Genomic DNA, 25046 nt, shown 5'->3' with positions numbered 1-25046 from the left:
AAATCAGAAAGCTATCTGGAAAAGTGCCGGATTCTGTTGCCAGGCTCCGCCGCCGGTCTGATTGCCGGAGCCCTGGCCAATGTCGGAAAAGGTGCCGGATTCTGTTGCCAGGCTCCGCAGCCAGTCTGATTGCCGGAGCCTTGGCCAATGTCGGGAAAGGTGCCGGATTCTGTTGCCAGGCTCCGGCGGGCCCCGCCTTACGCGGCTAAGCGGAAGGGCTTAGGTTTCGATGTTCGGACCGCTTACGCAGCCAGAGCCATCGGAGCACGGTTGTCGTTGGCAACTGTACTTGTGGTCCGATAACGGTGGTACCTACCGAGCGAAAGCTGGCCTCTTTAGACGTCCGTCGATCCTGTTTCGGCCCCATGCCCGCGCAACGCCGCGTGGATTGGTGGAGCCGCCGGGTACCGCCCCCGGGTCCGAGCCGTTTATTACAGGTGCGTTTATCGCCATAGTCCGGGTTGCCCCGGACAAGGCCAGATATAGGCGCGGGGCGGCTGCGGCGCAAGATCGGCTTTTCCCGGGGCGGGCGCGAAGCGCGGCGGCTGGGCAAAAAGAAAACGCCCGGGCGGGTGGCCCGGGCGTTTCGGTCATGAAGAAGGCCGGATCAGAAGCCGGTCTTGATCAGCTCGAACTCTTCCAGCATGCGCTCGCGCATGGCGTGGTCGATCGGCGTCTGGGCCAGAAGCGTGCCGTCGATCGGGTTCACGTCGGCCGCAACCAGCTCTTCGGCCGGAATGGCGGCCATGGCGGCGTCGTTCGAATGGGCATAGCCGAAGTTGGCCAGAAGCCCCTTGGCCGAGCCATGGTCAAGCCAGGCGTTGATGAAGTCATAGGCCTTGTCTTCGTTGCCGGGCGCGTCCTTGAAGTTGACATAGCCGCAGAACCACGACGAGGCGCCTTCCGCCGCCGTGCGCTGGAAGCCGACGGGGAAGTTCTCCTCGCGCATCAGCGCAATCGAATCGTTCCACGACCAGGCCACCAGCACTTCGCCCGAGGCCATCAGCTGCGACAGCTCCGAGGGGTCCGACCAATAGGCGCGGACGTTCGGATGCACTTCGCGCAGCCAGGCGGCGGCGGCGGCAAACTGTTCGTCGGTGACTTCGGTCCAGTTGGTCACGCCGGTTGCCAGCAGCGCCAGCGACCACACGTCATCGGTGTTGTCGGGCAGCGAGATGCGGCCGGCGTATTTCGGGTCCTTGAAGACGTTCAGGCTGGCGACATCGGCCTCGGGCACGTCCTTGGTGTTCCAGGCGACGGCGGTGTAGGCATAGTCGGTCGGGATGAACCAGACGCCGCCATCATCGGCGAAAATCTTGGAATCCTTGAAACGCGGCGCGATGTTGCCGTATTCCGGAATGCGGCTGACATCCCAAGGCTCGATCAGGTCGGCCTCGCGATACTTGGACACCATCTGTGAGCAGGGGTGCGCCACGTCGGCCTTGAAGCCCGAGGACATCTTCTGGAACGCCTCGTCATCGTCGGCGAAGAAGGCATAGGTCGGCAGCTGCCCATGCTTGGCCACATAGCCCTCGATCAGCGACTGGTCTTCGAAACCTGCCCAGTCAAACACCGTGAGCTCCGCGTCAGCGGCGCGCGCGGCGGTGGAGAAGGTCAGCGCCGTTGCGGTGCTGGCAAGAAGAAGGGACAGTTTTTTCATGGAAAACCTCTGCTGTTGGGGCCCGGCATGTGATTTGATCATATTCCTGCCGTGAGCGGTGGCCATGACGCTATCGGCTGGCCCGGCCGCGATCAAGCCCCTACGCGCAGCTGCGCGGCTTGGGCGCAGGCGCGGCCAAAGCAAACGGCAGGCGGTCGGCGGATTTGCCTTTCCGACGGGGCTTTACCTTCCCCGCGCCGCCGCTTAGCATTTTGGCGATGCCTGCCGCCGGCTTCGGGGGCGGGGTCTGCCCTGTGGCCCCGAACGGGCCGTGGAGGCTTGGCGGGAAGACCTGCCACGGGTGCGCCCGCGTGCCCGTCCCAAGCCCGACAACACACAGGATTCCCAGATGACCCAACTTCTCGACCTCGATTTCGTGCGCGCCCAGTTTCCGGCCTTTGCCTCGCCCGTGCTCTCGAGCCATGCCTTCTTTGAAAATGCCGGCGGTTCCTATCCCTGCCGGCAGGTGGTGGACCGGCTGCACCGCTTCTACCTTGACCGCAAGGTGCAACCCTATGGGCCCTATCCGGGCGCGCAGGCGGGCGGGGCCGAGATGGACGAGGCGCGCACACGGCTGGCGGCGATGATGGGCGTCGCGCGCGAGGAGGTCAGCTTTGGCCCCTCGACGTCTGCCAATACCTATGTGCTGGCGCAGGCGGTGCGGCAATGGCTGCGCGGGACGAATGCGGCCATTGTCGTGACCAATCAGGACCATGAGGCCAATTCCGGCGTCTGGCGGCGTCTGGCCGATGAAGGCATTGAGGTGCGCGAGTGGCAGCTTGATCCGGCGACCGGCAGCCTTGACCCCGAGGCGCTGCGCAAACTTCTGGCCGATGGCCGGGTGCGGCTGGTCGCGTTCCCGCATTGCTCGAATGTGATTGCCGAGATCAACGACGTCGCCGCAATCTGCGCCATGGCGCGCGAGGCGGGGGCGCGGACGGTGGTCGACGGGGTGAGCTATGCGCCGCACGGTTTCCCCGATGTGCCCAGCCTTGGCTGCGATGCCTACCTGTTTTCCGCCTACAAGACCTATGGCCCGCATCAGGGCATCATGGTGCTGCGCGAGGGCTTCGGCATGGACCTGCCGGGGCAGGCGCATTTCTTCAACCACGGCACGCTCTACAAGCGCCACACCCCGGCCGGCCCGGACCATGCCCAGATCGCGGCCTGCGCCGGGATGGCCGATTATGTCGATGCGCTGGCGGCGGCGCATGGGGTGACCGGCGATGCGCTGGCCCGCAACAGGGGCGTGCATGACCTGATGCGGGCGCAGGAGGTGGCGGTGATCGCGCCCTTGCTCGACTATCTGGCGGCGCGCAACGATGTCCGACTGATCGGCCCGCGCGACGCCGCGCGGCGCGCGCCGACAGTGGCGGTGGACCTGGACTGCGCCGCCGAGCCGGTGTCGGAGGCGCTGGGTCGCAACGGCATTGCCTGCTGGGCCGGCGATTTCTATGCCGTGCGGCCCCTGGCGGCGCTGGGCATCGACCGGCAGAAGGGGGTGCTGCGGATGTCGGCCACGCATTACACCAGCGCCGAGGAGGTCAGCCGGCTGATCGCGGCGTTGGACCGGGTGTTGTAAGACAAAGGCGCGCGTGCCGCGCAGGGTTGGTCGTCGCCTCTGGCCTGCGGCCAACCGGCTCCGGGAGGGGGGCGCCGCCCCCCGCTGCGCGCCCCCGGGGATATCTTGCAACAGGTGATGAACCGGAGGCGGTTGGGCTGCGTATGCCTTGAAAGGGGAGCTTTGGATGTCTGAGGCGCCGTTGATCCTGTGGTTCCGCCGCGACCTGCGGCTGGGCGATCATCCTATGCTGGCGGCGGCACGGGCCACGGGGCGGCCGCTGATCCCGGTTTTCATTCTGGACCCCGAGACGGAGGCCATGGGCGCGGCGGCGAAGTTCCGGCTGGGGCTTGCAGTCGACCAGTTCGCGGCGACGCTTGCGGCCCTTGGCAGCCGGCTGATCCTGCGGCGCGGGCCGGCGCTGGCGGTGCTGGAGGCGCTGGTCGCCGAGACCGGGGCGGTGGGGGTGCTGTGGAGCCGGATGTATGATGCGCCCGCGCGCAGCCGCGATCAGGCTGTGAAGGCGGCGCTGAAGGCGCGCGGGCTTGGCGCGACAAGTCACCCCGGCGCGCTGATCTTCGAGCCGTGGGAGGTGGAGACCGGGCAGGGCGGGCCCTACCGGGTGTTCACCCCGTTCTGGAAGGCGGTGCGGGGCCGTCCGGTGCCTGCGGCTCAGCCTGCGCCCGGCGCCTTGCCGGGGCCGGGGCTTTGGCCGCGCTCGGAGCGACTGGAGGACTGGCAGATGGCGGCTGCGATGCGGCGCGGCGCGGCGGTTGTGGCGGCGCATCAGCGGGTGGGGGAGGCCCGCGCCCTGGCCCGGCTGGAGGAGTTTGCCGCCGGGCCGCTGGCGGCCTATGCCGCCGACCGGGATTTTCCGGGGCTGAGCGGCGCGACCAGCGGGCTGTCGGAAAACCTCGCCTGGGGCGAGATCGGGCCGCGCGCGATCTGGCATCGGGGCTGGCGGGCGATGGCCGAGGGCAATGCCGGGGCCGAGACCTTCCTGAAGGAGCTGGTCTGGCGCGAATTCGCCTGGCATCTCTACTACCACTTTCCGCAGATGGACCGGGCGAGCTGGAAGGCCGACTGGCAGGCCTTCCCGTGGCGGGCCGACAATCCGGACGCCGAGGTCTGGCGGCGCGGCCTGACCGGCGAGCCGCTGGTCGATGCCGGCCTGCGCGAGATGTATGTGACGGGCCGGATGCACAACCGCGCCCGGATGATCGTGGCAAGCTATCTGACCAAGCATCTGCTGACCGACTGGCGCGTTGGCCTGCGCTGGTTTGCCGAATGCCTGACCGACTGGGACCCGGCGGCGAATGCGATGGGCTGGCAATGGGTGGCCGGCTGCGGCCCCGATGCCGCACCTTATTTCCGCATCTTCAACCCTGCCGGTCAGGCCGGGAAGTTCGACGCCGACCAGACGTACTGCCGCCGCTGGCTGGCCGAACTTGGCCGCAGTCCGGGGGCAGAGGCGTTGAGCTATCATGCGGCGGTGCCGAAATCCTGGGCGCTGGAGCCGGGGCGCCCCTATCCGATGCCGCTGATCGACCTGACAGAGGGGCGCGCGCGCGCTTTGGCGGCGCTGGCGCAAGGAAAAGCTTGAGTGAAGCGCCATGTTCTGGAAAACTTTCCGCATCGGAAACCCTTGGGGGGAGTTTCTATGGAGGTCCTGGCGTCGGTAGCGGGCCAGCCCGGCCTGCCGCGCTATTTCGCGGCGGCGTTCGACATGGCCCGGAGATTGCGGAATGGCCGGCTGGATTTCGTCCTGCCGGACGGGCGGCGGTTTCGGGCCGAGGGGCAGGGCCCCGGCCCGGCGGCGGAAATCCATGTCCGCGACGGGGATGTCTTTGCCCGGCTGATCCGCGAGGGCGATCTGGGGTTCTGCGAGGCCTATCTGGATGGCAGCTGGACTACGCCCGATCTGCTGGCAGTGATGGATCTGATGCAGGCCGGCAACAACGAGGTGCTGGACGGCTTTCCCGGCATGGTGCTGGTGCGTCTCTATGAGCGGTTGCGCTTCCGGCTGCATGGCAATTCCAGGCGACAGGCCCGGCGCAACATCGCGGCGCATTACGATCTGGGCAATGACTTCTACCGGCTCTGGCTGGATGACAGCATGACCTATTCCTCGGCGCTGTTCCGCTCGGGGCAGGAAAGCCTCGAGGCGGCGCAGGAGCAGAAATATGCCAGCATGGTGGACCGGATCGGCGCGAAACCCGGCGATCACGTGCTGGAGATCGGCTGCGGCTGGGGCGGGTTTGCCGAATATGCAGCGGCAAAGCGCGGGTTGAAGGTGACCTGCCTGACCATCTCGCAGGCGCAATACGATTTCGCCGTGGCCCGCATCGCGCGGGCAGGGCTTGCGGACCGGGTCGAGATCCGCCTGCAGGATTACCGGGATGAAACCGGCAGCTATGACGGCATCGCCAGCATCGAGATGTTCGAGGCGGTGGGCGAGAAATACTGGCCGGCCTATTTCGCCACCCTGCGCGAGCGGTTGAAGCCGGGGCGGCAGGCGACCTTGCAGATCATCACCATCGGCGATGACCGCTTCCAGCTTTACCGCCGCGGCGTCGATTTCATCCAGAAATACATCTTCCCCGGCGGCATGTTGCCCTCGCCCTCGGTGCTCAGGGCTGAGATCGCGCGGGCGGGGCTGGTGTTCCAGAATTCGGTGGAGTTCGGCCAGAGCTACAGCCAGACCTTGCGGCGCTGGTATGAGGTGTTCAACGCCCGCTGGGCCGAGGCGCAGGCCATGGGGTTCGACGACCGGTTCCGGCGGATGTGGAATTTGTATCTGACCTCTTGTGCGGGCGCGTTTCAGGGGGGAAACTGCGACGTGACGCAGGTGACCGTGAAGCGGCCCTGACCTGACCCCGAGGACCGCATGCCCACCGCCCCCAAGCTGACCGCCGCCGTGATCTTTGCGCTTGTCGCGGCCATCGCCGCGCATCTTTTCATCCCGGCGTTGCCCGAAGGCACTCAGGTCAAGCTGTTCCGCGAAATCTCGGCTGCCATCGGGTTTCTCTGTGGCTGGCTCATCATGGGGCGCATGACCGGGCGCGGCATGGTCGAGGCGATCAACCGCGGGCTGGTGACTTCGGTGTCGATCCTGTTCTGGTGCCTGCTGGTGTTCTCGATCTACTTCATGATCCGCAAATCCACCCGCATGATGTATGACGGTCCGATGGAGGCGGTGCTGGGGATTTTCGAGATGATGCTGGAATTCGGCATGTTGCTGAAAAGCCCGGCAACGCCGGTGGCGCTTGCCGCCGGCGGGGTGCTGGGCGGCATGCTGACCGAGGCCGCCAGCCGCCGCTGGAGCTGACGCAGCCCGGCCCGGACGGTTCCGGGGCTTGTGCGGGGCCGGCCCCGCGTTTAGGGTCCGGCGCCGTAAACCGGCGCGAGGACACCATGGCGGATGCAGAGCTGAAAGACGATCTCAAGGGATTGCTTGAGCTTGTCGACAAGACCTTTGGCATCGACCGGGTTCTGGCGGACAAGGGCCGTGACCTCATCAAGGAATATTACGCCCAGTCCGGTCCGGCCTATGAGGCGGCGCATTCCAAAGCCGGCTGCATGCATCTGGCGCTGAACCCGGACGGCGAGTTCTCGTTCGACGGCTATCGCCGCCAGCCGCGCTCGATCGTCAAGGAAATGACCGAGATCGGCGGCAGCCGGGTGCTGGAACTGGGCTGCGGCAAGGGCTTCAACAGCCTGATCGTCGCCCAGCGCCTGCCCGAGGCGACCTGCATCGGAACCGACCTGCTGGAGGATCATCTGGTCAAGGCGCGCGAGCTGGCCCGCGAGGCAGGGGCGTCGAACCTGAGCTATGATCAGGCCAGCTACGAGCCGCTGCCCGATCGTTTCCGCGACATGGATGTGATCTTCGCCGTCGAGACGCTGTGCTATGCCAAGGATATTGACGCCGTGGCGCGCGCCATCGCCGCCGCCCTGCGGCCGGGCGGGCGGTTCGTGATGTTCGACGTTCATTCCTGGCAAGATGCCGACAGCCTGCCGCCCGATCTTTCCATGGCGACGCGGCTTTACGAAACCTCGATGGTGGTGACGCGCGGCTTTATCCGCGCCGGGGCCTGGGAGGCGGCGCTGCAGCGCGCAGGGTTGGCCGTTGACGAAACCCGCGACCTGTCGCGCGCCGTGCAGCCGGGCCTGCGCCGGTTGCAAGGCATGGGGCTGGGCGCGCTGGGCGACTGGAAGAAGCGCCTCGCGCTGAAGGCAATGCCGCAATACATGGCGCGCAACGGCATTTCGGCGCTGCTCGGCCCACTGGTCTATCGCCTGCCCAAGCGCAACCGCGAGGCGGCGCTGTGCTATCAGCGCATCAGCGCCACCAAACCTGCCGCCTGAAACGCCGGGCGAGGGGGAAGCGATGAGATCTGACGACACTGCGCACCGCATCCGCGCGGCGGCGACCACGCCGGCAGAGGTGCGTCGCCGAGCCCTGCCGCAGGATGTGACGGTCGAACGTCGGTCGGAACCCTACAGCCAGTTCTTTGCCCTTGAAGAACAGGATCTGCGCTTTCGCCGCTTTGACGGCGCCATGAGCGCCCCGGTCCACCGCGCCGCCTTTGTTTCGGGCGATGCGGTCACAGTCCTGCCCTATGACGCCGCCCGTGACCGGGTGCTTCTGGTCGAGCAGTTCCGCTTTGGCCCGCATGTGCACGGCGACGCCAACCCCTGGCAGCTGGAGGCCATCGCCGGGCGGATCGACGCCGGCGAAACGCCCGAGGCCGCCGTGCTGCGCGAGGCGCAGGAAGAGGCGGGGCTGCTGCTGGACCGGCTCTTGCCGATTGCCGGCTATTATCCCAGCCCCGGCGCAATGACGGAATATCTCTGGTCCTACCTTGCCCTTGTCGATCTGCCCGACAGCGCCGCCGGCCATTTCGGCCTTGCGACCGAGGCCGAGGATATCCGGGCGCATCTGCTGTCCTTTGACCGGCTGATGGCGCTTTGCACCTCGGGCGAGATCGCCAATGCGCCCTTGCTGCTTTCGGCGCTGTGGCTGGCGCGCGAAAGGCCCGGCTTGCGCGGCTGAGGCCCATCTGTACCCTTGCAACGCTTGCCCCGAGCGGCGTAACTGTGCGGACCTTTTCGATGAGTGCCGCAATGCCCGATGATGCCCGCAAAGTTCCAAGCCACGAGCTGACCTATGTCCGCCTGCGCGACATGGTGCTGTTCGGCACGCTGGCGCCGGGACAGCCGGTGACCATTCAGGGGCTGATCGGCGATCTTGGCGCCGGCATGACGCCGGTGCGCGAGGCGATCCGCCGGCTGACCGCCGAAGGCGCGCTGGAACCGCAGGGCAATCGCCGCGTGACAGTGCCGCGCCTGCAGCCCTCGGTGCTTGACCAGCTGGCCTTTGCCCGCCTGACCATCGAGCCGCAACTGGCGCTGATGGCCGCCGCCCATCTGAGCCCGCGGCTGATCGACCAGCTGGCCGCGCTGGACGGCCGCGTGGACGAGGCAATCCGGACAGGCGACATCACCGGCTATCTGACCGCAAACCACGCCTTCCACTTCGCGCTTTACGAGGCCTCGGGGGCCGGGGTGCTGATCGACATGGCGCGCTCGATGTGGCTGCGTTTCGGCCCCTCGCTGCGGGTGGTGGCGACGCTGGCCGGGGCCGCCGGCCTGCCCGACCAGCATGTCGAGGCGCTGGCCGCGATGCGGGCGGGCGACGGCGCGCGGCTGGCGCGTGCGGTGCATGACGACATCGCGCAGGGCGTGGAAGAGGTCCGCGCGGCGCTGGCGCGCGGCGAGATCTGACCCGCAGCACCGGTTGCGCCCGCCCTCAATCATTGCCCAGCTGGACGCTTCGGCATTGCGCCGGGAGGACGGGGACGGCGGCACGGTGGTTTGCCGCGCCAGAGCCTCCAGGCCGTCAAGACGTGACCGCGACGGACCGGGCCGGACGGGGTGTCCTGCCCTCAGTCATTGTCCAGTATGGCCGCGCCGGCATTGCGACGGCAGGACGCGGACGGCGGCAGAGTGGTTTGCCGCGCCAGAGCCTCCAGTCCGTCAGGGCGCGAGGCCGGCGGGCCGGGCAGGACGGGGTGTCCCGCCCTCAGTCATTGTCCAGCATGGCCGCGCCGGCATCGCGTCGGGAGGATGCGGACGGCGGCACAGTGGTTTGCAGCGCCAGAGCCTCTAGGCCGTCGAGAACCGACCGCGACAGGGCGAGGCGGGCGGCGAAGCCTGCCGCCTGCGCCAAAGTGCCCGGGTGCAGCGACAGCCGCCACCCGGCCGTCCGCGCTTGCCAGCCCGGACCGAAGCTGACGCGGCCCTCCGCCCCGACTTCGGCCACCTCGCCCTGGGCCGAGGTCAGCCGCATGCAGGCGGCTTCGGGCGTGATGCGGTGCAGGAAGGGCAGAAGATAGCCCGGTGCGGCAAGCCCGTCGGGCAGGGGGGCGCCGTCGGGCACTGGCCCGCCCGCCAGCCGGTCGGCCAGCGCCACTCCGGCCGAGATCGGATCCGGCCCACCCGCCAGCCGGTCGGCAAGCCAGAGCGCCGCCCAATCCGCCGCCGGCAGACCCCGGCGCGCGAGCCATTCGGCGGCCCAGCCCGCCTCTTCGGCCAGACCCCAGGACAACCCGGCCCCGCGCGCGGCCTTGGTCACAAGGCTGCGCAGTTCCGACAGCGACAGCGTCACGGTATCGCTCATGCGCTCACCTCATCAGGAAAGGGCAGGCCCTTGAACAGGCTGATGCGCACCCAGCGGTCCGAGCGCGGATCGAAATGCGTGGCGCCGAAGAACGCGAGCTTGCAGCGCAGGATGTCGATCGGCAGCATGTCGGGGGCCAGCAGGTTGTCGCGGATTTCGGCATAGGGCAGGCCGTGCAGGGTCTGCACCCGGCGTATCGTGTGGCGATGTTCGGGATGGGCCAGCAGGAAACCAGCCAGCCCCTCGGCCTCGTCCCGGCCCGCCAGCGCCGCCGAAAGGGCGGCCACCGCCTGCGCGATGCCCAGCGGCTGTTCGCGCTCTTGTCCCGCCTCGGCGCGGCGGTCGCCCAGCCGGGGTTCCAGCTTTTCCTCCGAGACATACCAGAACCGCGCCGATTGCGCCGGATCGGCCAGATCAAGCGCCGACACCCAGGGATAGCCCGCCGCGATCAGCGCCTTCAGCCGGCCGAGCGTCATGCGGGGGTCAATGGCAAAGCCGGTGGCCTCATCGGCATCGAGCCTGTCGGCGAGATCGTCGACCAGCGCCCCGTGCGGTTCGAGCAAAAGCGCCAGCAGGCTTTCCTGCCCCTCCTCGGTCAGGTTCGCCTCGCCCCAAAGCCAAAGCGCGTTCCAAGGCAGCGGGGCGTCGTGGCGCCAGCCGGTTTCGGTCCAGCCCTGCAACTGCGCCAGATCGGTCCGCAGATCGGCCAGCTTGCGGATCTGGGCCGGGTGGTTGCTGTGCCAAAGGGCGGCATTGTCCCGCGCCGCGGCCAGTGCGCTGGCAAAGCCGGCCAGAGTGTCCGGACCCGCCTTGGACAAGGAGCGCACGCGGGCCAGCGCGGTTTCCCGCGCGGTCATCCAGGCATTCAGCAGGGCGGGATGGCGAACAAGGAAGGGCGCCATGCCAAGCCCGGTGGAATTGCCGACACCAAGCCGGCGGCGCAGGGCCGGGTCCAGCCGCACAGCGGTTGCGCCGCTGCGAACGCGGGCGAGATGCTCGGCAATGTCCACGGTGAAGGCGCGGGTCAGCCAGACCGACAGCATCTCGGCCTGAAACGGTGCCTTCAACTCGGGCCGGTCGCAGATCTCGTCCCGGTCGGCTGCGCCGAACTTGCCCGAACCATAGACCGCCGTGGTGCGCATCAGATAGCCCACGGCGTCGATTTCCGCGGCATCGGGCTGGCGACCTTCGGCCAGACGGTCGACCACATGGGAAAACAGCCGCACCGAGCGGTTGGCCCGGCTGAGCGACAGCTCGCGCCCGGAAATCCGCCCGGCCTCCTGCAAGGGCACATTGGCAGCAAGGCGCTGAAGGTCGTCCTCGGTCGGCTCGCCGTCGACAAGGGCAAAGGTCGCGTCCCAGGCGGTGGCGATCACCCGGTCCGAGCGCATGTCGTCGGGCAGGTCATGGGCGAAGGCGACAAGCGAGTAGGTCCGCTCTGGCCCGCGAGCGCGGTAGACTGCGACGCCGACACCCCTGTCATCCACCCGCCAGAGCGGCCGGTCAAAGCGCCAGTCTTCGGTCCGGACGCGCCGCAGCAGCACGCGCAGGAAAGACAACCGCATGGGATGCGCCGATCCCATGCGCGATAGGCGCATCACGGTATCGGGGCTGCGCGGGGCGATGGCCAAGGGCAGGTCCAAAGGGATTTCCCTGTTCATTCCGCCGCCCGTCCTTCCATCTTGCCCGCCGCAAGCGCCGGCCCGAAAGAGCTGGCAAAGAACCGCGCCCAGTTGCCGCCCAGCAGCGCCGCGATCTCGTCGGGGGCAAAGCCCACCGCCCGCAGCCCCTCGCCCAGCCCGCGAAAATCGCGGGTGTCGCGGAACCAGCCGGGCATCGGCGGAAAGCCCGGCGCCTCCTTGCTGCCTTCGCCGTAGTCCACCGTCTTGGACCAGCGCCCGGTCCGCATCCATTCGACGACGCTGTCGGGCTGGTCCTGGCACAGGTCGGAGCCGATGCCGAGGAAATGCGTGCCGAACCGCTCGGCGGTGCGCGCGATCATGGTGCAGAAGGCCTCCCGCGTGCATGTGCTGCCGCCCTGCAGGTGGTGGGGGTAAAGCGAAAAGCCCAGCATGCCGCCGGTTTCGGCCAGGGCGCCGATCACGGTGTCGGACTTGTTGCGCCGGGCGGGATGCCAGACGGCGGGGTTGGCATGGGTGATGGCGATGGGGCGGGTGGACTGGTCCACCGCCGCAAGGGTGGAGCGTTCGGCCGAATGGCTCATGTCGACCACCATGCCGACGCGGTTCATCTCGGCCACCACCTCGCGGCCCATCCGGGTCAGGCCGCTATCCTCGGTCTCGTAGCAGCCGGTCGCCAGCAGCGACTGGTTGTTGTAGCTCAGTTGCAGGAAGCGCAGGCCCAGCCGGTGCAGCACCTCGACAAGACCGATGTCGTCCTCGATGCAACTGGGGTTCTGGGCGCCGAAGAAGATCGCGGTGCGGCCGGTGGCGCGGGCATGGGCCAGATCGGCCGCGGTGAAGCCCTGAAAGATCAGCTCGGGAAAGCGCTCGAACCAGCGATTCCATTGTTCAAGCCGCGCCACTGTCTCGCGGAAGGTTTCGTGATAGGTGAGCGTCACATGCACCGCGTCCAGCCCGCCGGCGCGGATCTGGCGGAAGATGCTCTCCGACCAGTTCGAATATTGCAGCCCGTCGATCACAAAGCTCATTCCGGCACCCCCGCCGCCGTATAGGCGGTCTTGACCGTGGTGAAGAATTCCGCCGCGTAGCGCCCCTGTTCGCGCGGCCCGAAGGACGACTGGCCCCGCCCGCCGAAGGGGACGTGGTAATCGGTGCCGGCGGTGGGCAGGTTCACCATGACACATCCGGCGCGCATGTTGGCGCGGAAATGCGCGGCGCGGGCAAGGCTGCGAGTCATGATCCCCGCCGTCAGGCCGAAGGGCGTGTCATTGGCGATGGCCAGCGCCTCGGCATAGCTGTCGGCGGACAGGATGCAGGTAATCGGCGCGAACATCTCCTCGCGGTTGATCGCCATGTCGTTGCGGGTGCGGGCAAAGATGGCAGGGGCCATGTAATGACCCTCGGTCGCTCGCGACAGCCGGGTGCCGCCAGTCAGAAGCTCGGCCCCTTCGGCGCGGCCCCTTGCGATCCAGTCAAGGTTGGCGGCAAGCTGGCCCGCGCTGACCACCGGGCCGATCTGCGTGCCCTCGGCCAAAGCATGCCCGACGCAGAGCGCCTCGGCCGCCCGGACCAGCTTTTCGGTAAAAGCCTCCAGCACGCGGTCATGCACGATCAGCCGCGAGGCGGCGGTGCATTTCTGCCCGGTGCCGCCAAAGGCCGCATTGGCGGCATGGGCCACCGCGAGGTCAAGGTCGCAGTCCTCCATGATGACCATGGGGTTTTTCGATCCCATTTCCATCTGCAGTTTCGCCCGGTTGCCCAGCACGCGGGCGGCAATGCCGCGCCCGACCTCGGCTGAGCCGGTGAAGCTGACCGCATCCACCCCCGGATGACCGACCAGCGCGTCGCCCACAGTGGCGCCCGGCCCCATGACCACGTTGAACGCGCCCGCTGGCAGGCCCGCCCGCGCGATGATCTCGGCCAGCGCCAGTCCCGAAGCCGGAGTCAGGTTCGCCGGTTTCCAGATCACGGCATTGCCATAGGCCAGCGCCGGGGCGATCTTCCACGCGGCGGTGGCCACTGGAAAGTTCCACGGCGTGACAATGGCGACGACCCCCACCGCCTCGCGCCGGACCTCGATCTCGATGCCCGGCCGCACGCTTTCGGCCTGATCGCCCTGCAGTCGCAGCGCCTCGGCGGCAAACCATGTGAAGAACTGGCCGGCGCGGGTGACTTCGCCCTTGCCCTCGGCCAGCGGCTTGCCTTCTTCGCGCGACAGAAGCGTGCCGATCTCGGTTGCCCGCGCCATCAGCTCGGTGCCGATCGCCATCAGCGCGTCATGCCGGCGCTGGATGCCTGCCGCTGCCCATTTCGGCTGGGCCGCGCGCGCGGCGGCGACCGCCTCGTCCACATCCGCGGCGCTGCCTTGGGCGAACAGACCGACAAGGTCGCCCAGGTCCGAGGGGTTGCGGTTTTCCACCACCTCGGCCCCGTCCCGCCAAGCGCCGGCGATGTAATTGCGTGTTTCAAGCGCCATCTGTCTTTCCCTTCCGGCAAGGCCTCTGCCCCACCTGTCCGCATCCTGTGCCCGTCATCCCCGCCCCAGCCGGGCCGCAAGGTCGGCATCCACCTCGACGCCTTCGATCTCGGTTCTTGCCCGCGCCACCAGCCGCCGGGTGCCGGGCAGCCGCGCGCCCTCCTGCGCGGTGATGGCAAGGGCCAGCCCTTCGATCCGGTCGGCAAAACCGGCGGCAAAGGCGGTGGAGTCGATGGCGATGAAACATTGCCCGGTGCCGGGCGGCCCGCCCGCCGGGCCGGAGAACGCGCTGGCCTCGCGGCTGGGCACCGCGCCGGCAAGGGCCGAGGCCAGAACCTCAACCAGCAGGCCCGCGCCAAAGCCCTTCACCCCGCCCGCCGGCAGCATCGAACCTTTCAACGCCGCCGCGGCATCGGTCGTCGGCTGGCCCTCGGCATCCAGCGCCCAGCCCGGCGGTAGCGCCTCGCCGCGCCGCGCCCGGAGCAGCACTTCGGACTTGGCCACCACGCTGGCCGACTGGTCCAGCACGAAGCGCGCGCCGCCGTGCCCATCGGGTACGGCCAGCGCGAAAGGGTTGGTGCCGATCACCGGCACCTTGCCGCCGACCGGCGAAATCGAGGCCGGGGCGTGGGTGAAGCCCAGCCCGATCAGCCCCGCCTCGGCGATGCGTTCGGCGTGATGGCCAAGAAGGCCGCAGTTGTAGGACCGCCGCAGCGTCAGCGCCGCGATGCCGCACTCCCGCGCGGCCTCGACCAGAACCGGCAGACCAAGATCAATCGCCGGATGCGCAAAACCATGGGCCGCATCGACCACAACCGCCCCGGCGCGCGGCCGGGCAAGCTGCGGCCGGGCTTGCCCGTCGACCTTGCCGCAGCCAAGATGCTCGGCATAGACCGGCAGATACAACAGCCCGTGCGACCGCATCCCGTCGCGTTCCGCCAGCCGGATCGACTGCGCCACCGGCACCGCCTGCGCCCCGGATGCCCCGGCGGCGACAAGGGTGTCAAAGGCCAGCGTCTCGATCTCGTCCAGTGTCAGCCGCACGTCCTGCCCCCCGGGTCTCACTGGCTCCACAAGCCCCATTGCGGACTTCAATTCAACTCAGTAGTTTTGATAAAAACTTAAGGGAAATTGAACATGATCCGGCTGGAGGCCCTGCGTGTCTTTGTCGAGGTCGCCGAACAGGGCAATATCAAGGACGCGGCCGACAAGCTGTTCCGCACGCCCTCTGCGGTTTCGATGACCCTGAAACAGATCGAGGACCGGCTGGGCTGCGCGCTGTTCGAGACCGACCGCAAGTCGAGCCTGACCGAGATGGGACAGTTCCTGCAGGCACAGGCGCAGGGGCTGTTGCGGGATTACGACCGCGCGATGGAGCGGATCGAGGCGCAGGCCAAGGCGCGCAGCGGGCGGCTGCGGCTGGCCTCGGTGCCGTCGGTGGCGGCGATTCTGCTGCCCGGCTTCCTGCAGGGCTTTCTGCGCGAGCGCCCCGATCTGGAAATCGACCTTGTGGACACCGACAGCAGCGATGTCCGGCATCTGGTGGAAAGCGGGCAGGTTGACCTTGGCATCGCCGGCATCGGTCCGGCACGGCCGGGCCTTGGCTGCGAGCCGATCTTCCGCGACCCGTTCCGGCTGGTCCTGCACGCCGACCATCCGCTTGCGGCGCGGGGTGGGACGCTTGACTGGTCCGACCTTGCGGGCGAAGCGCTGATCCTGAACGAGGCGGCGCGGCATCTGCCCTCGGCCGCCTTTCAGGATCTGGCCTCCGAAGCCCGGTTTTCGGTGCGCAACGTCACCTCGCTGGTGGCGATGGTCGGGGCGGGCATGGGGGTGACGCTGCTTCCGGCGCTGGCGACGGTGGCCTTGCCACCCAGCCTGACGGTTCGCCCGCTGCAAGACCCGGCCTGCCTGCGGACCGTCGGCCTCATGTGGCGCGAGGGCAGGGTGCCGAGCCCCGTCGCTGCGCGCTTCCGCAGCGCCTTTGCCGCTGCCGCGCGGCAGAAGGCCGGGGAATTCGGGCTGGAGACGGTAGGGGAAAGGTTCGCCTCACAAATTTGATCAAATTTCTTGAACGCCCCGGGCTTTGATCATATTCTGCATCCAAAGCCCCTGACTCGGGGCCATTGGACCGAAGGGATAGCCCATGAACATGATCACCAACCACATGTCGACGGCCGAGCTGCAAAAGCTGGACGCCGCCCACCACATGCACCCCTTCACCGATGCGAACGGTCTGGCCGCCAAGGGCGCGCGGATCATCAAATCGGCCAAGGGCGTCTATCTGACCGACAGCGAAGGTCACAAGATCATCGACGGCATGGCCGGCCTGTGGTGCGTCAACATCGGCTATGGCCGCCCGGAACTGGGCAATGTCGCCAAGCGCCAGATGGACGAGCTGTGCTATTACAACACCTTCTTCCAGACCACCCATGTCCCCGCCATCGCGCTGGCCGCCGAACTGGCGAAGATCGCGCCTGCGGGCATGAACCACACCTTCTTTGCCGGCTCGGGGTCTGAGGCGAACGACACCAACATCCGCCTTGTCCGCCGCTACTGGCAGGTCAAGGGTATGCCGGAAAAGCGTGTCATCATCGCCCGCAAGAACGGCTATCACGGCTCGACCATGGGCGGCGGCTCGCTTGGCGGCATGTCGCCGATTCATGCCCATGGCGGCAAGATCGACGGCATCCATCACATCGACCAGCCCGACTGGTGGAGCGAAGGCGGCGACATGACGCCCGAGGACTTCGGCCTTGAGCGTGCCCGCCAGCTGGAAACCGCCATCAATGAAATCGGCGTCGACAAGGTTGCGGCCTTCATCGGCGAACCGATCCAGGGCGCCGGCGGCGTGATCGTGCCGCCCGCGACCTACTGGCCGGAAATCCAGCGCATCTGCGACAAGTATGGCATCCTCCTGATCGCCGACGAGGTCATCACCGGCTTTGGCCGCACCGGCAACATGTTCGGCTCCACCACCTTCGGCATTCGTCCGCATATCATGACGATCGCCAAGGGCCTGTCGTCGGGCTACCAGCCGATCGGCGGCTCGATCATCCATGACGAGGTGTTCAACGTGGTCGCCGAGGGCGGCGAGCTCTATCACGGCTACACCTATTCCGGGCATCCGGTGGCGGCGGCGGTCGCGCTGGAGAACCTGCGGATCATCCAGGAAGAGGGCATCGTCGAGCATGTCCGCGACGTCGCCCACCCCTATCTGGCCGAGAAGTGGCACGCGCTGGCCGATCATCCGATGGTGGGCGAGACGAAGCTGGTCGGCCTGATGGGCTCGATCGCGCTGACGCCGAACAAGGCCACCCGGGCGAAGTTCGCCGCCGAGGCCGGCACGGTTGGTTTCAAGGTGCGCGAGCGCTGCTTTGCCAACAATGTCATCATGCGCCACGTCGGCGACCGCATGATCATCGCCCCGCCGCTGGTCATCACGCCTGCGGAAATCGACGTGCTGATCGAACGGGCGAAGAAGTCGCTGGACGAGGCCTACAAGATCGTCAAGGACGAAGGGCTTTTCGTCGCCAAGTAAGGCCGGGCCAATCCGCCCCTTCCCCCGCGGGGAAGGGGAACCGGGCCGTCAGGCGCCGGCCTCCGGCCCGTCGGGCCGGGTCCAGATCCAGCTTCCCATCACGCCCAGAACCCCGGCCTGCAGCGCAAGGATCTTCCAGTCGAGGCCGAGGAGGAGGCTCAGCCCGAGGGCCGCGGTCATCGCGGTCAGGGCCATGCGCTTGGCCTTGGGCGAAATCGCCCGGTAGTCGCGCCAGTCGCGGATCGTGGGGCCAAAGACCCGATGGCCGAGCAGCCAGTCATGCAGCCGGGGCGAAGACTTGGCAAAGGCCGCCGCCGCCAGCAGCATGAAGGGGGTTGTCGGCAAGAGCGGCAGCGCCAGACCCGCCGTGCCAAGGGCGAGGGCCAGAAGGCCGAGGGAGATCCAGACATAGCGCATCGGGGCGGGGCTTTCGCTTGCGGCTTGCCTTTGCTAGCGCAGGCGGGCCGTGCCTGCCAGCCCGCCCCTCGCCTGCTCTTCCCTTTTCCGCCCCCCGCCCCTATAGCGGAAGGGATTGCGGGATGCCCCCGCGCCCCTTGCCGCGAAAGGCCGCCCATGCGGACCATTACCACGACCGAGGACCTCGCCGCATTTTGCGAGGCCGCCAAAGCCGCCCCCTATGTCACCATCGACACCGAATTCCTGCGCGAACGGACCTATTGGTCAAAGCTCTGCCTGATCCAGATGGCGCTGCCCGGCAAGGAGGGCGACGCAGTGCTGGTCGACCCGATCCTTGGTCAGGACATGTCGATGGAGCCGCTTTATGACCTCTTCCGCCACAAGGCGACGGTCAAGGTGTTCCACGCCGCCCGGCAGGATCTGGAGATCTTCTTCGTCGAAGGCAAGGTGTTCCCCGAGCCGCTCTTTGACACCCAGGTCGCCGCCATGGTCTGCGGCTTTGGCGAACAGGTCGGCTATGAGACGCTGGTCAAGAAGATCGCCAAGGAAAACCTCGACAAGACCAGCCGCTTCACCGACTGGTCGCGCCGGCCGCTGACGCAGGCGCAAAGCGAATATGCGCTGGCCGATGTCACCCATCTGCGGGTGATCTACGAATGGCTCGCAAAGCAACTCGACAAGAACGGCCGCCATGCCTGGGTGGACGAGGAGCTGGCGCTGCTCACCGATCCCGCGACCTATACCGTGCTTCCCGGCGAAGCCTGGCAACGGGTCAAGACTCGCACCACCTCGGGGCGGTTTCTGGCCGTGGTCAAGGAACTGGCGCGCTTCCGCGAGGAATATGCGCAGGGCAACAACGTGCCGCGCTCGCGCGTGATGAAGGATGACGCGCTGCTGGAACTGGCCTCGACCCGGCCGGCCAGCATGGAAGAGCTTGGCAAGTCGCGGCTCCTGCAGCGCGAGGGGCGCAAGGCCGAGATTGCCGAGGGCATTCTGGCGGCCATCAAGTCGGGCCTCGAAATGCGGCCCGAGGACATGCCGAAGCCCGATCTGGCGCGCGAGCAATTGCAGGTGAACCCGGCCCTGGCCGATCTCTTGCGGGTGCTGCTCAAGGCCAAGTCGGAAAGCCTTGGCGTCGCACCGCGGCTGATTGCCTCGGCCAGCGAGCTTGACGCCATCGCCGCCGGCGAGCGCAACGTGGACGCGCTGAAGGGCTGGCGGGCCGAGGCCTTTGGCGAGGATGCCATGCGGCTTTGCCGCGGCGAGATCGCGCTGTCGGCCAAGGGCAGCGAAGTGCGGGTGGTCCGGGTCTGAGGCCCGGGCCTAGCGGCTGCTGGAGCGGGCGTTCTCGGCGCCCTGCACCACGATCTGCGTGATGCCTTCCAGCTTGATATGCGACAGATGCGCGGCGGCGGTCACTTCGCGGCTGCGCTCTGCGCCGACGGGTTTCGGCTCGGGCGGCGGCATCAGGCGGAAGTCATAGACCAGAACCCCGTTCTCGTCGACCGGACGGGCCACCAGCTCGGCATCATAATAGCCCTGCATCGGCGACAGCCCGGTGGCGCGCACGATGGCGCCGGTGGGCGTCTGCTCGACCGCCATGCCCAGAACCTGCGCCACCAGCGGGCGCTGCTCGTCGGGCAGCGCGACGCCGAACTCATCCGTCTGCCTCTCTTGCGACCGACCGAACCAGTTGAACGGGTTGAAGCGCGACTCGCGGATCGCCGCGCAAGAGGTCAGGGCCATCACGGCGGTCAGGGCAAGAGTGAGAGGCAGGCGCATCAATCGGGTGTCCTTGCAAGCAGGTTCCTTTGGGTAGCCCATCGGGGGGGCTTTGAAAAGGCCGCTGAGTCTGGACATGGGCCCCCGCACGAATTAGCTCATGGGCACGCAGGAAGGAGCCGCACCATGGCCACAGCCGCCTTTGAAGAGATCGCCGAAACCTTCGAGTTTCTCGACGACTGGGAGGACCGCTATCGCCATGTGATCGAGCTGGGCAAGGCCATGGCGCCCTTGGACGACAGCTTCAAGGTGGCGGGCTACAAGGTGGACGGTTGCGCCAGCCAGGTCTGGCTGCGCCCGGTGATTTCGGGCGGGGTCTTCGACTTTCAGGGCGATTCGGATGCGATGATCGTGCGCGGGCTGATCGCAGTGCTGCACGCGCTATATTCCGGCGTGCCGGTGGGGCAGGTCGGCGCGGTCAACGCCCCGGCAGAGCTGGGGCGTCTGGGGCTGAACGAACACCTCTCCTCGCAACGCTCGAACGGCCTGCGCGCCATGGTCGAGCGTATCCGCAAGGTCGCGGCCGAGGCCTGAGCCTCTTCGTCGGCTGCGCCGCTCATCGGGGCATTGGCCCGACTGGGCAGCGATGTGACGGCGCGGGGCATGATGAACCGTATCCCGCATGGTGTGGCCAGTTACGGCCAGCAGGCCGCCGCATCGGCCTGTGGCCTTCGGACCTCAGCCATGCCTGAACAGCCTTTGCCGCCCAAAGGCTGCACTATGGAACTTCGTCAGTCCGGCGGACGAGCCTTCGCCTCTGGAACCGCGGGCGCGGCGCGGCCGGGCGGCCTAAAGCGGCGCACAGGCCGCCTTGCACCACGCCAGCGCCGCCGGCGACAGCCGCGCACCGAGCTTGTCCAGAACCTCGGCGTGATAGGCGTTCAGCCAGTCCCGCTCACCCGGGGCGAGCATCGCGGCAACGACCAGCCGCCGGTCGAAGGGCGCGAAAGTCAGGGTTTCAAAGCGCAACTGCTCGCGCTCGGCGTCGCCGCCCGGCAAGTCCGGTGCGGTTTCCACCACGATCAGGTTTTCCAGCCGGATGCCGAACTCGCCCTCGCGGTAATAACCCGGCTCGTTCGACAGGATCATCCCCGGCTCCAGCGGCACTTCGGAAATTCGGCTCAGGCGCTGCGGGCCTTCATGCACCGACAGGAAGGCCCCGACACCATGGCCGGTGCCATGGTTGAAATCCTGACCCGCCAGCCACAAGGGCGCGCGGGCGAGAGGGTCAAGATCGCGGCCGGCCAGCCCGGCCGGCCAGCGCACGCGGCTGATGGCAATCGTGCCCTGCAACACGCGGGTATAACAGGCGCGGGCATAATCACCCGGATCGCCCACCGCGACAGTGCGGGTGATGTCGGTGGTGCCATCCAGGTATTGCGCCCCGGAATCCACCAGAAGCAGCGCGTTCTGCGCCACCACGCGGTTCGATTGCTCGGTCACCCGGTAATGCATGATCGCGCCGTTCGGCCCGGCACCGCAGATGGTGTCAAAGCTGATGTCATGCAGCGCATTGGTGGCGCGGCGAAAGCCCTCCAGTGCCTTGACCACGTCGATCTCGGTCAGGCCGCTCTGCGGCAGGCGGGCGTCAAGCCAGCACAGGAATTCCACCACCGCGGCGCCATCGCGTAGATGCGCCTCGCGCATGCCATTGATCTCGCCAGCGTTCTTGCACGCCTTCGGCAGCCGGCAGGGATCATCTGCAAAAGCGACGGTCAGCCCGGCCTCCTCCAGCTCCATGCTGACGGCGAGCGGCGCGGTGGCCTTGTCCACCCGAACCGTCCCCTGCAAGGTGCGCAGCGCCGGCACAAAGGCCGCGACCGGGCGCAGCGTGACATGCTCGCCCAGATGGGCGCGGGTGGCCTCGTCGAACTTCGCGGCTTCGGCAAACAGGCTGACGCGGGCGTCGTCGTGCAGGATGGCATGTCCATGCAGGATCGGGTTGCGCGGCACATCGGCGCCGCGGATGTTCAACAGCCAGCACAGGCTGTCGGGCAGGGTGATGACCGCCGCCGTCTGGCCCGCCTTGCGCAACCCATCGGCCAGCCGCGCGCGCTTGGCCGCGCTGGTTTCGCCGGCCAGTGCGTCGGGATGGGCAAAGGCCCGGCCCATCGGAGCCTCGGGCTGGCCGGTCCAGATCCGGTCGACCATGTTCTCGCAGGACCGCAGCGTGATCCCGCTACTCTGCAACCCGGCCTCCAGTTTCCCGATTTCCTCCGCCGTGTGCAGCCAGGGGTCAAACCCCACCACGCCGCCCGTCATGTTCTGCCGCAGCCAGTCGGCGGGCTTCACCTCGGGCCAGGACACGGGGGTGAAATGGCCAAGGTCCACCTGCCCCTTGACCTGAGTCCGGTAACGCCCGTCGATGAACACCCCCGCCACCGCGCCAAGCACGATGGCAAACCCCGCCGAGCCGGTGAAGCCGGTCAGCCATTGCAGCCGCTCGTCGCGCGCCGCGACATATTCGCCCTGATGCACATCGGCGCGCGGCACGAGAAAGCCCGCCAGCCCCTCGGCGGCCAACACCTCCCGCAGCGCCGCCAGACGGGCCGGACCCTGCGCGGGGTTGGCATGGGACTCGAATGTCTGAAACATCGCGGACTCCTTCAATGTGGTTCAAATATCCTCGGGGGTGAATTGGCGCAGCCAAGAGGGGGCAGAATGCCCCCTTACCCCGCCTTCCGCTGCCCCAGCGCCCGGGCGCGTTTCTTCGGGTCCACCTCGAAGAGGCTCGCCAGCTGTTCGGTCATCGCACCCGCCAGTTGCTCGACATCGGTGATCGTCACCGCGCGCTGGTAATAGCGCGTCACGTCATGGCCGATGCCGATGGCAATGAGTTCCACCGCCCGGCGCTTCTCTACCATGGCGATCACGTCGCGCAGGTGCTTTTCCAGAAAGCTCGCCGCATTGACCGAGAGCGTCGAATCGTCAACCGGCGCGCCGTCCGAGATCACCATCAGGATCTTGCGGGCCTCGGGCCGGCCAAGCGCGCGGCGGTGCGCCCATTCCAGCGCCTCGCCGTCGATGTTTTCCTTCAGGAGGCCTTCTTTCATCATCAGGCCAAGGTTCGGCCGCACCCGGCGCCAGGGCGCATCGGCGGATTTGTAGATGATGTGGCGCAAATCGTTCAGCCGGCCCGGCGCCTGCGGGCGGCCCTGCGCCAGCCAGCGCTCGCGCGATTGCCCGCCCTTCCAGGCCCGGGTGGTGAAGCCCAGAATCTCCACCTTGACCGAGCAGCGCTCCAGCGTGCGGGCCAGCACATCGGCGCAGATCGCCGCAATCGAGATCGGCCGGCCCCGCATCGAGCCCGAATTGTCGATCAAGAGCGTCACCACGGTGTCGCGGAACTCGGTGTCCTTTTCCTGCTTGAAGCTGAGCGGCGTCGTCGGGTTCGCCACCACCCGCGCCAGACGCCCGGCGTCCAGCGTGCCTTCTTCCAGATCAAAGAGCCAGGACCGGCTTTGCTGCGCCTGCAGCCGGCGTTGCAGCTTGTTGGCCAGCCGGCTGACCGCGCCTTTCAGCGGCTCAAGCTGCTGGTCGAGATAGGCGCGCAGGCGTTCCAGCTCGGCCGGTTCGGCCAGTTCCTCGGCGCGGATTTCCTCATCGAAATCCGTGGTATAGACGGTGTAGTTCGGGTCAGCGTCGGAATAGGGCGCAGGCGGCGGCGGCTCGAGCGGCGCCTCGCCCTCGGGCAGTTCGGTCTCGTCGCCTTCCTCCATGTCGGCGCTGTCTTCCATGGTGACCTGCGCCTGGGACTGGTCTTCCTGTTCGTCCTGCGACCGCTCGGGGCTGGCCTCGGTTTCGTCCGAGTCCTGTTCTTCCGAGCCTTCGCTGTCGGGGTTGTCCTGATCCTCCTCGGCCTCGTCGCCGGCCTCGTCCTCGTCGGGCGCATCGGGATCGTCGCCAAGCTGGTCGCCATAGCCGAGATCGGCAATCACCTTGCGCGCAAGACGGGCAAAGGCGGCCTGATCGGCCAGCACATGATCGAGATTGTCGAGCGTGTCGCCCGCCTGCTCCTCGATGAAGCCGCGCCAGAGGTTCATCACGTTCTCGGCCGCCTTTGGCAATTCGCGCCCGGTCGCCAGATGCCGCACCAGATAGCCCGCCGCGACCGACAAGGGCGCCTCGCCGGGGCTGGTCAGGCTGCCATAGCCCTTGCGGTCGGCCTCGAAGGCGATCTTGGCGTCGATGTTGGTGGCGGTGCCGGGCATCACCCGCGCCCCCACCGCCTCGCAGCGGGCGATCTCCATGGCGTCATAGATTTCACGCGCCAGTTGCCCGGTCGGGGCATAGCGGGCCGAGGTCGCGTCATTGTGATATTTGCGGCGCAGCGCGAAGGCATCCGCCGTGCCGCGCGCCAGCATCACCTCGTCGCGCGTCATCCGGCGCGAGACCTGCGGCAGGCGAACGCCTTCCTTGGTCATGCCGGCCGGGTCGACCGAATAGGTGACGGTCATCTCCGGATCATCGGCCATGACCTTGGTGGCCTCGGCGAGGGCCTTCTTGAACGGATCGGCGGGGTTGTCGGTGGGTTTGGTCATTTTGCCGGTCCGGTCTTGACGAGAGGGCGAATTTCGCTATTTATATACACACAACGTGGGGTGAAATGCAGATACCAACCAACAGCCGCGACATCATCCGCAGGCTTGAAGCCGAAGGCTGGGTCTTGGTGTCGTCCAAGGGCTCGCATCACAAGTTCCGCAAAGGGGGGCAGACGGTGATCGTCCCGCACCCGAAGAAAGACTTGCCACAGGGCACGGCACGCAACATCGCGCGCTTTGCCGGATGGCTGAAGGAGATGCCATGAAAACCTATCTTGCGCTGGTCCACAAGGAGGCAGGCACAGCCTTTGGGCTGTCTTTTCCCGATCTGCCGGGGTGCTTTGGCGCAGCCGACGATGAAGGCGGGATTTTGCGGGCGGGGATCGAGGCTTTGGAGCTGTGGTTCGAAGATGCTGCCCCGGTTGCTCCGCGTGGCCCCGAGGCCATCTCGCGGGAGGTGGCCGCTGATCTTGCCGCCGGGGCCTTCCTGATCGCCATTCCCCTGGTGCAACCGCAGAGTCGGCAAAAGCGTGTGAACATCAGTCTTGATGCCGGAACCCTGGACGCCATCGACGCGGCGGCAGAGGGGGTGGGCCTGACCCGATCAGGGTATCTGGTCATGGCCGCTTTGAACGAGATCAGGGGGCAGCATTAAGCGTTCTTGAGCGGATTGGGGCATGGTCTGCCCCGTTGCGCCTGTGGCTGGCGGCCCCCCCTCCCATCCTCCCCCACGAGGGGGGAGG

At 67.5% G+C, this 25046-nt stretch carries 23 protein-coding genes and 1 other RNA gene; 13 read left to right on the top strand and 11 right to left on the bottom strand.

All coding sequences use genetic code 11. The annotated features are described in order from the left end of the window. Positions 1-158: 158 nt before the first annotated feature. Both ssrA and G4Z14_RS13680 read right to left on the bottom strand, forming a co-directional pair. Positions 159-512, bottom strand: a transfer-messenger RNA (tmRNA) gene (gene ssrA / locus G4Z14_RS13685). 95 nt (positions 513-607) lie between these two features. Continuing rightward, positions 608-1660 (bottom strand): ABC transporter substrate-binding protein, encoded by a 1053-nt coding sequence (locus tag G4Z14_RS13680; RefSeq protein ID WP_164626664.1) that lies wholly within the window; start codon positions 1658-1660, stop codon positions 608-610. 349 nt (positions 1661-2009) lie between these two features. Here G4Z14_RS13680 and G4Z14_RS13675 point away from each other — a divergent pair, with 349 nt between their 5' ends. From G4Z14_RS13675 to G4Z14_RS13645, 7 genes are all read left to right on the top strand, one after another. Next, a complete protein-coding gene (locus G4Z14_RS13675) occupies positions 2010-3242 on the top strand; it encodes an aminotransferase class V-fold PLP-dependent enzyme (RefSeq protein ID WP_164626662.1) in 1233 nt (410 codons plus the stop codon). A 166-nt stretch (positions 3243-3408) separates the two neighbouring features. Then, on the top strand, positions 3409-4824 hold the full coding sequence (locus G4Z14_RS13670) for a cryptochrome/photolyase family protein (protein ID WP_164626660.1): 1416 nt from the start codon (positions 3409-3411) through the stop codon (positions 4822-4824). Between the two features lie 57 nt (positions 4825-4881). Then, on the top strand, positions 4882-6090 hold the full coding sequence (locus tag G4Z14_RS13665) for an SAM-dependent methyltransferase (protein WP_164626658.1): 1209 nt from the start codon (positions 4882-4884) through the stop codon (positions 6088-6090). Positions 6091-6108: 18 nt separating this feature from the next. Next, complete coding sequence (locus tag G4Z14_RS13660; protein ID WP_164626657.1) at positions 6109-6549, top strand: TrgA family protein; 441 nt, start codon at positions 6109-6111, stop codon at positions 6547-6549. Positions 6550-6635: 86 nt separating this feature from the next. After that, complete coding sequence (locus G4Z14_RS13655) at positions 6636-7589, top strand: methyltransferase domain-containing protein (RefSeq protein WP_164626655.1); 954 nt, start codon at positions 6636-6638, stop codon at positions 7587-7589. A gap of 22 nt (positions 7590-7611) precedes the next feature. Then, positions 7612-8277 carry an NUDIX domain-containing protein gene (locus tag G4Z14_RS13650; RefSeq protein ID WP_164626653.1) on the top strand — a complete coding sequence of 222 codons (666 nt, stop codon included), beginning with the start codon at positions 7612-7614 and terminating at the stop codon, positions 8275-8277. A 59-nt stretch (positions 8278-8336) separates the two neighbouring features. Beyond that, positions 8337-9008 carry a GntR family transcriptional regulator gene (locus G4Z14_RS13645; protein WP_227751738.1) on the top strand — a complete coding sequence of 224 codons (672 nt, stop codon included), beginning with the start codon at positions 8337-8339 and terminating at the stop codon, positions 9006-9008. 298 nt (positions 9009-9306) lie between these two features. On the opposite strand, the gene G4Z14_RS13640 is transcribed toward G4Z14_RS13645, so the two are convergent. The 5 genes from G4Z14_RS13640 to G4Z14_RS13620 are packed head-to-tail and all read right to left on the bottom strand — an operon-like array spanning position 9307 to position 15105. After that, positions 9307-9903, bottom strand: a complete 597-nt coding sequence (locus G4Z14_RS13640; RefSeq protein WP_164626651.1) for a DUF3726 domain-containing protein — start codon at positions 9901-9903, stop codon at positions 9307-9309. After that, the gene (locus G4Z14_RS13635; protein ID WP_164626649.1) at positions 9900-11564 is read right to left on the bottom strand and encodes a hypothetical protein; all 1665 of its coding nucleotides are present in this window, start codon (positions 11562-11564) and stop codon (positions 9900-9902) included. Before G4Z14_RS13635 ends, G4Z14_RS13640 begins: the two co-directional genes overlap by 4 nt. Then, on the bottom strand, positions 11561-12574 hold the full coding sequence (locus G4Z14_RS13630) for a membrane dipeptidase (protein ID WP_164626647.1): 1014 nt from the start codon (positions 12572-12574) through the stop codon (positions 11561-11563). Before G4Z14_RS13630 ends, G4Z14_RS13635 begins: the two co-directional genes overlap by 4 nt. Continuing rightward, a complete protein-coding gene (locus tag G4Z14_RS13625; protein WP_164626645.1) occupies positions 12571-14022 on the bottom strand; it encodes an aldehyde dehydrogenase family protein in 1452 nt (483 codons plus the stop codon). The genes G4Z14_RS13630 and G4Z14_RS13625 overlap by 4 nt, the downstream gene beginning before the upstream one ends. A gap of 54 nt (positions 14023-14076) precedes the next feature. Further along, complete coding sequence (locus G4Z14_RS13620) at positions 14077-15105, bottom strand: Ldh family oxidoreductase (RefSeq protein ID WP_164626643.1); 1029 nt, start codon at positions 15103-15105, stop codon at positions 14077-14079. A gap of 54 nt (positions 15106-15159) precedes the next feature. Here G4Z14_RS13620 and G4Z14_RS13615 point away from each other — a divergent pair, with 54 nt between their 5' ends. Next, positions 15160-16083: a LysR family transcriptional regulator gene (locus G4Z14_RS13615; protein WP_164626641.1), complete on the top strand. Its 924-nt coding sequence runs from the start codon at positions 15160-15162 to the stop codon at positions 16081-16083. Positions 16084-16168: 85 nt separating this feature from the next. Continuing rightward, positions 16169-17563: an aspartate aminotransferase family protein gene (locus G4Z14_RS13610; RefSeq protein ID WP_164626639.1), complete on the top strand. Its 1395-nt coding sequence runs from the start codon at positions 16169-16171 to the stop codon at positions 17561-17563. A gap of 48 nt (positions 17564-17611) precedes the next feature. On the opposite strand, the gene G4Z14_RS13605 is transcribed toward G4Z14_RS13610, so the two are convergent. Then, on the bottom strand, positions 17612-17980 hold the full coding sequence (locus G4Z14_RS13605) for a YbaN family protein (protein ID WP_164626637.1): 369 nt from the start codon (positions 17978-17980) through the stop codon (positions 17612-17614). A 156-nt stretch (positions 17981-18136) separates the two neighbouring features. On the opposite strand from G4Z14_RS13605, the gene rnd reads away from it, so the two are divergent. Beyond that, entirely contained in the window at positions 18137-19294 is a 1158-nt protein-coding gene (rnd, locus tag G4Z14_RS13600; protein WP_164626635.1) for a ribonuclease D, read from the top strand. Between the two features lie 9 nt (positions 19295-19303). Here the strand turns inward: rnd and G4Z14_RS13595 are convergent, their stop codons facing one another. Then, a complete protein-coding gene (locus G4Z14_RS13595; RefSeq protein ID WP_164626633.1) occupies positions 19304-19762 on the bottom strand; it encodes a hypothetical protein in 459 nt (152 codons plus the stop codon). 126 nt (positions 19763-19888) lie between these two features. Between G4Z14_RS13595 and G4Z14_RS13590 the strand changes: the two genes are divergently transcribed. Continuing rightward, positions 19889-20296, top strand: coding sequence for a SufE family protein (locus G4Z14_RS13590; protein ID WP_164626631.1), 408 nt, complete (start codon positions 19889-19891; stop codon positions 20294-20296). A 255-nt stretch (positions 20297-20551) separates the two neighbouring features. Here G4Z14_RS13590 and G4Z14_RS13585 read toward each other — a convergent pair whose 3' ends face one another. Together G4Z14_RS13585 and cobT are read right to left on the bottom strand one after the other, a co-directional pair. Beyond that, the gene (locus tag G4Z14_RS13585) at positions 20552-22357 is read right to left on the bottom strand and encodes an aminopeptidase P family protein (protein WP_164626629.1); all 1806 of its coding nucleotides are present in this window, start codon (positions 22355-22357) and stop codon (positions 20552-20554) included. 74 nt (positions 22358-22431) lie between these two features. After that, positions 22432-24303, bottom strand: coding sequence for a cobaltochelatase subunit CobT (gene cobT, locus G4Z14_RS13580; protein WP_164626626.1), 1872 nt, complete (start codon positions 24301-24303; stop codon positions 22432-22434). Between the two features lie 65 nt (positions 24304-24368). On the opposite strand from cobT, the gene G4Z14_RS13575 reads away from it, so the two are divergent. Next, the gene (locus G4Z14_RS13575) at positions 24369-24569 is read left to right on the top strand and encodes a type II toxin-antitoxin system HicA family toxin (protein WP_164626624.1); all 201 of its coding nucleotides are present in this window, start codon (positions 24369-24371) and stop codon (positions 24567-24569) included. After that, positions 24566-24958, top strand: a complete 393-nt coding sequence (locus tag G4Z14_RS13570) for a type II toxin-antitoxin system HicB family antitoxin (protein ID WP_164626622.1) — start codon at positions 24566-24568, stop codon at positions 24956-24958. The genes G4Z14_RS13575 and G4Z14_RS13570 overlap by 4 nt, the downstream gene beginning before the upstream one ends. Positions 24959-25046: the final 88 nt, after the last annotated feature.

This window comes from Tabrizicola oligotrophica (genome assembly GCF_011008935.1).
Lineage (GTDB): Bacteria > Pseudomonadota > Alphaproteobacteria > Rhodobacterales > Rhodobacteraceae > Tabrizicola_A > Tabrizicola_A oligotrophica.
The sequence above is the reverse complement of the archived record's forward strand: the minus strand, read 5'-3'. Positions and strand labels throughout refer to the sequence as shown.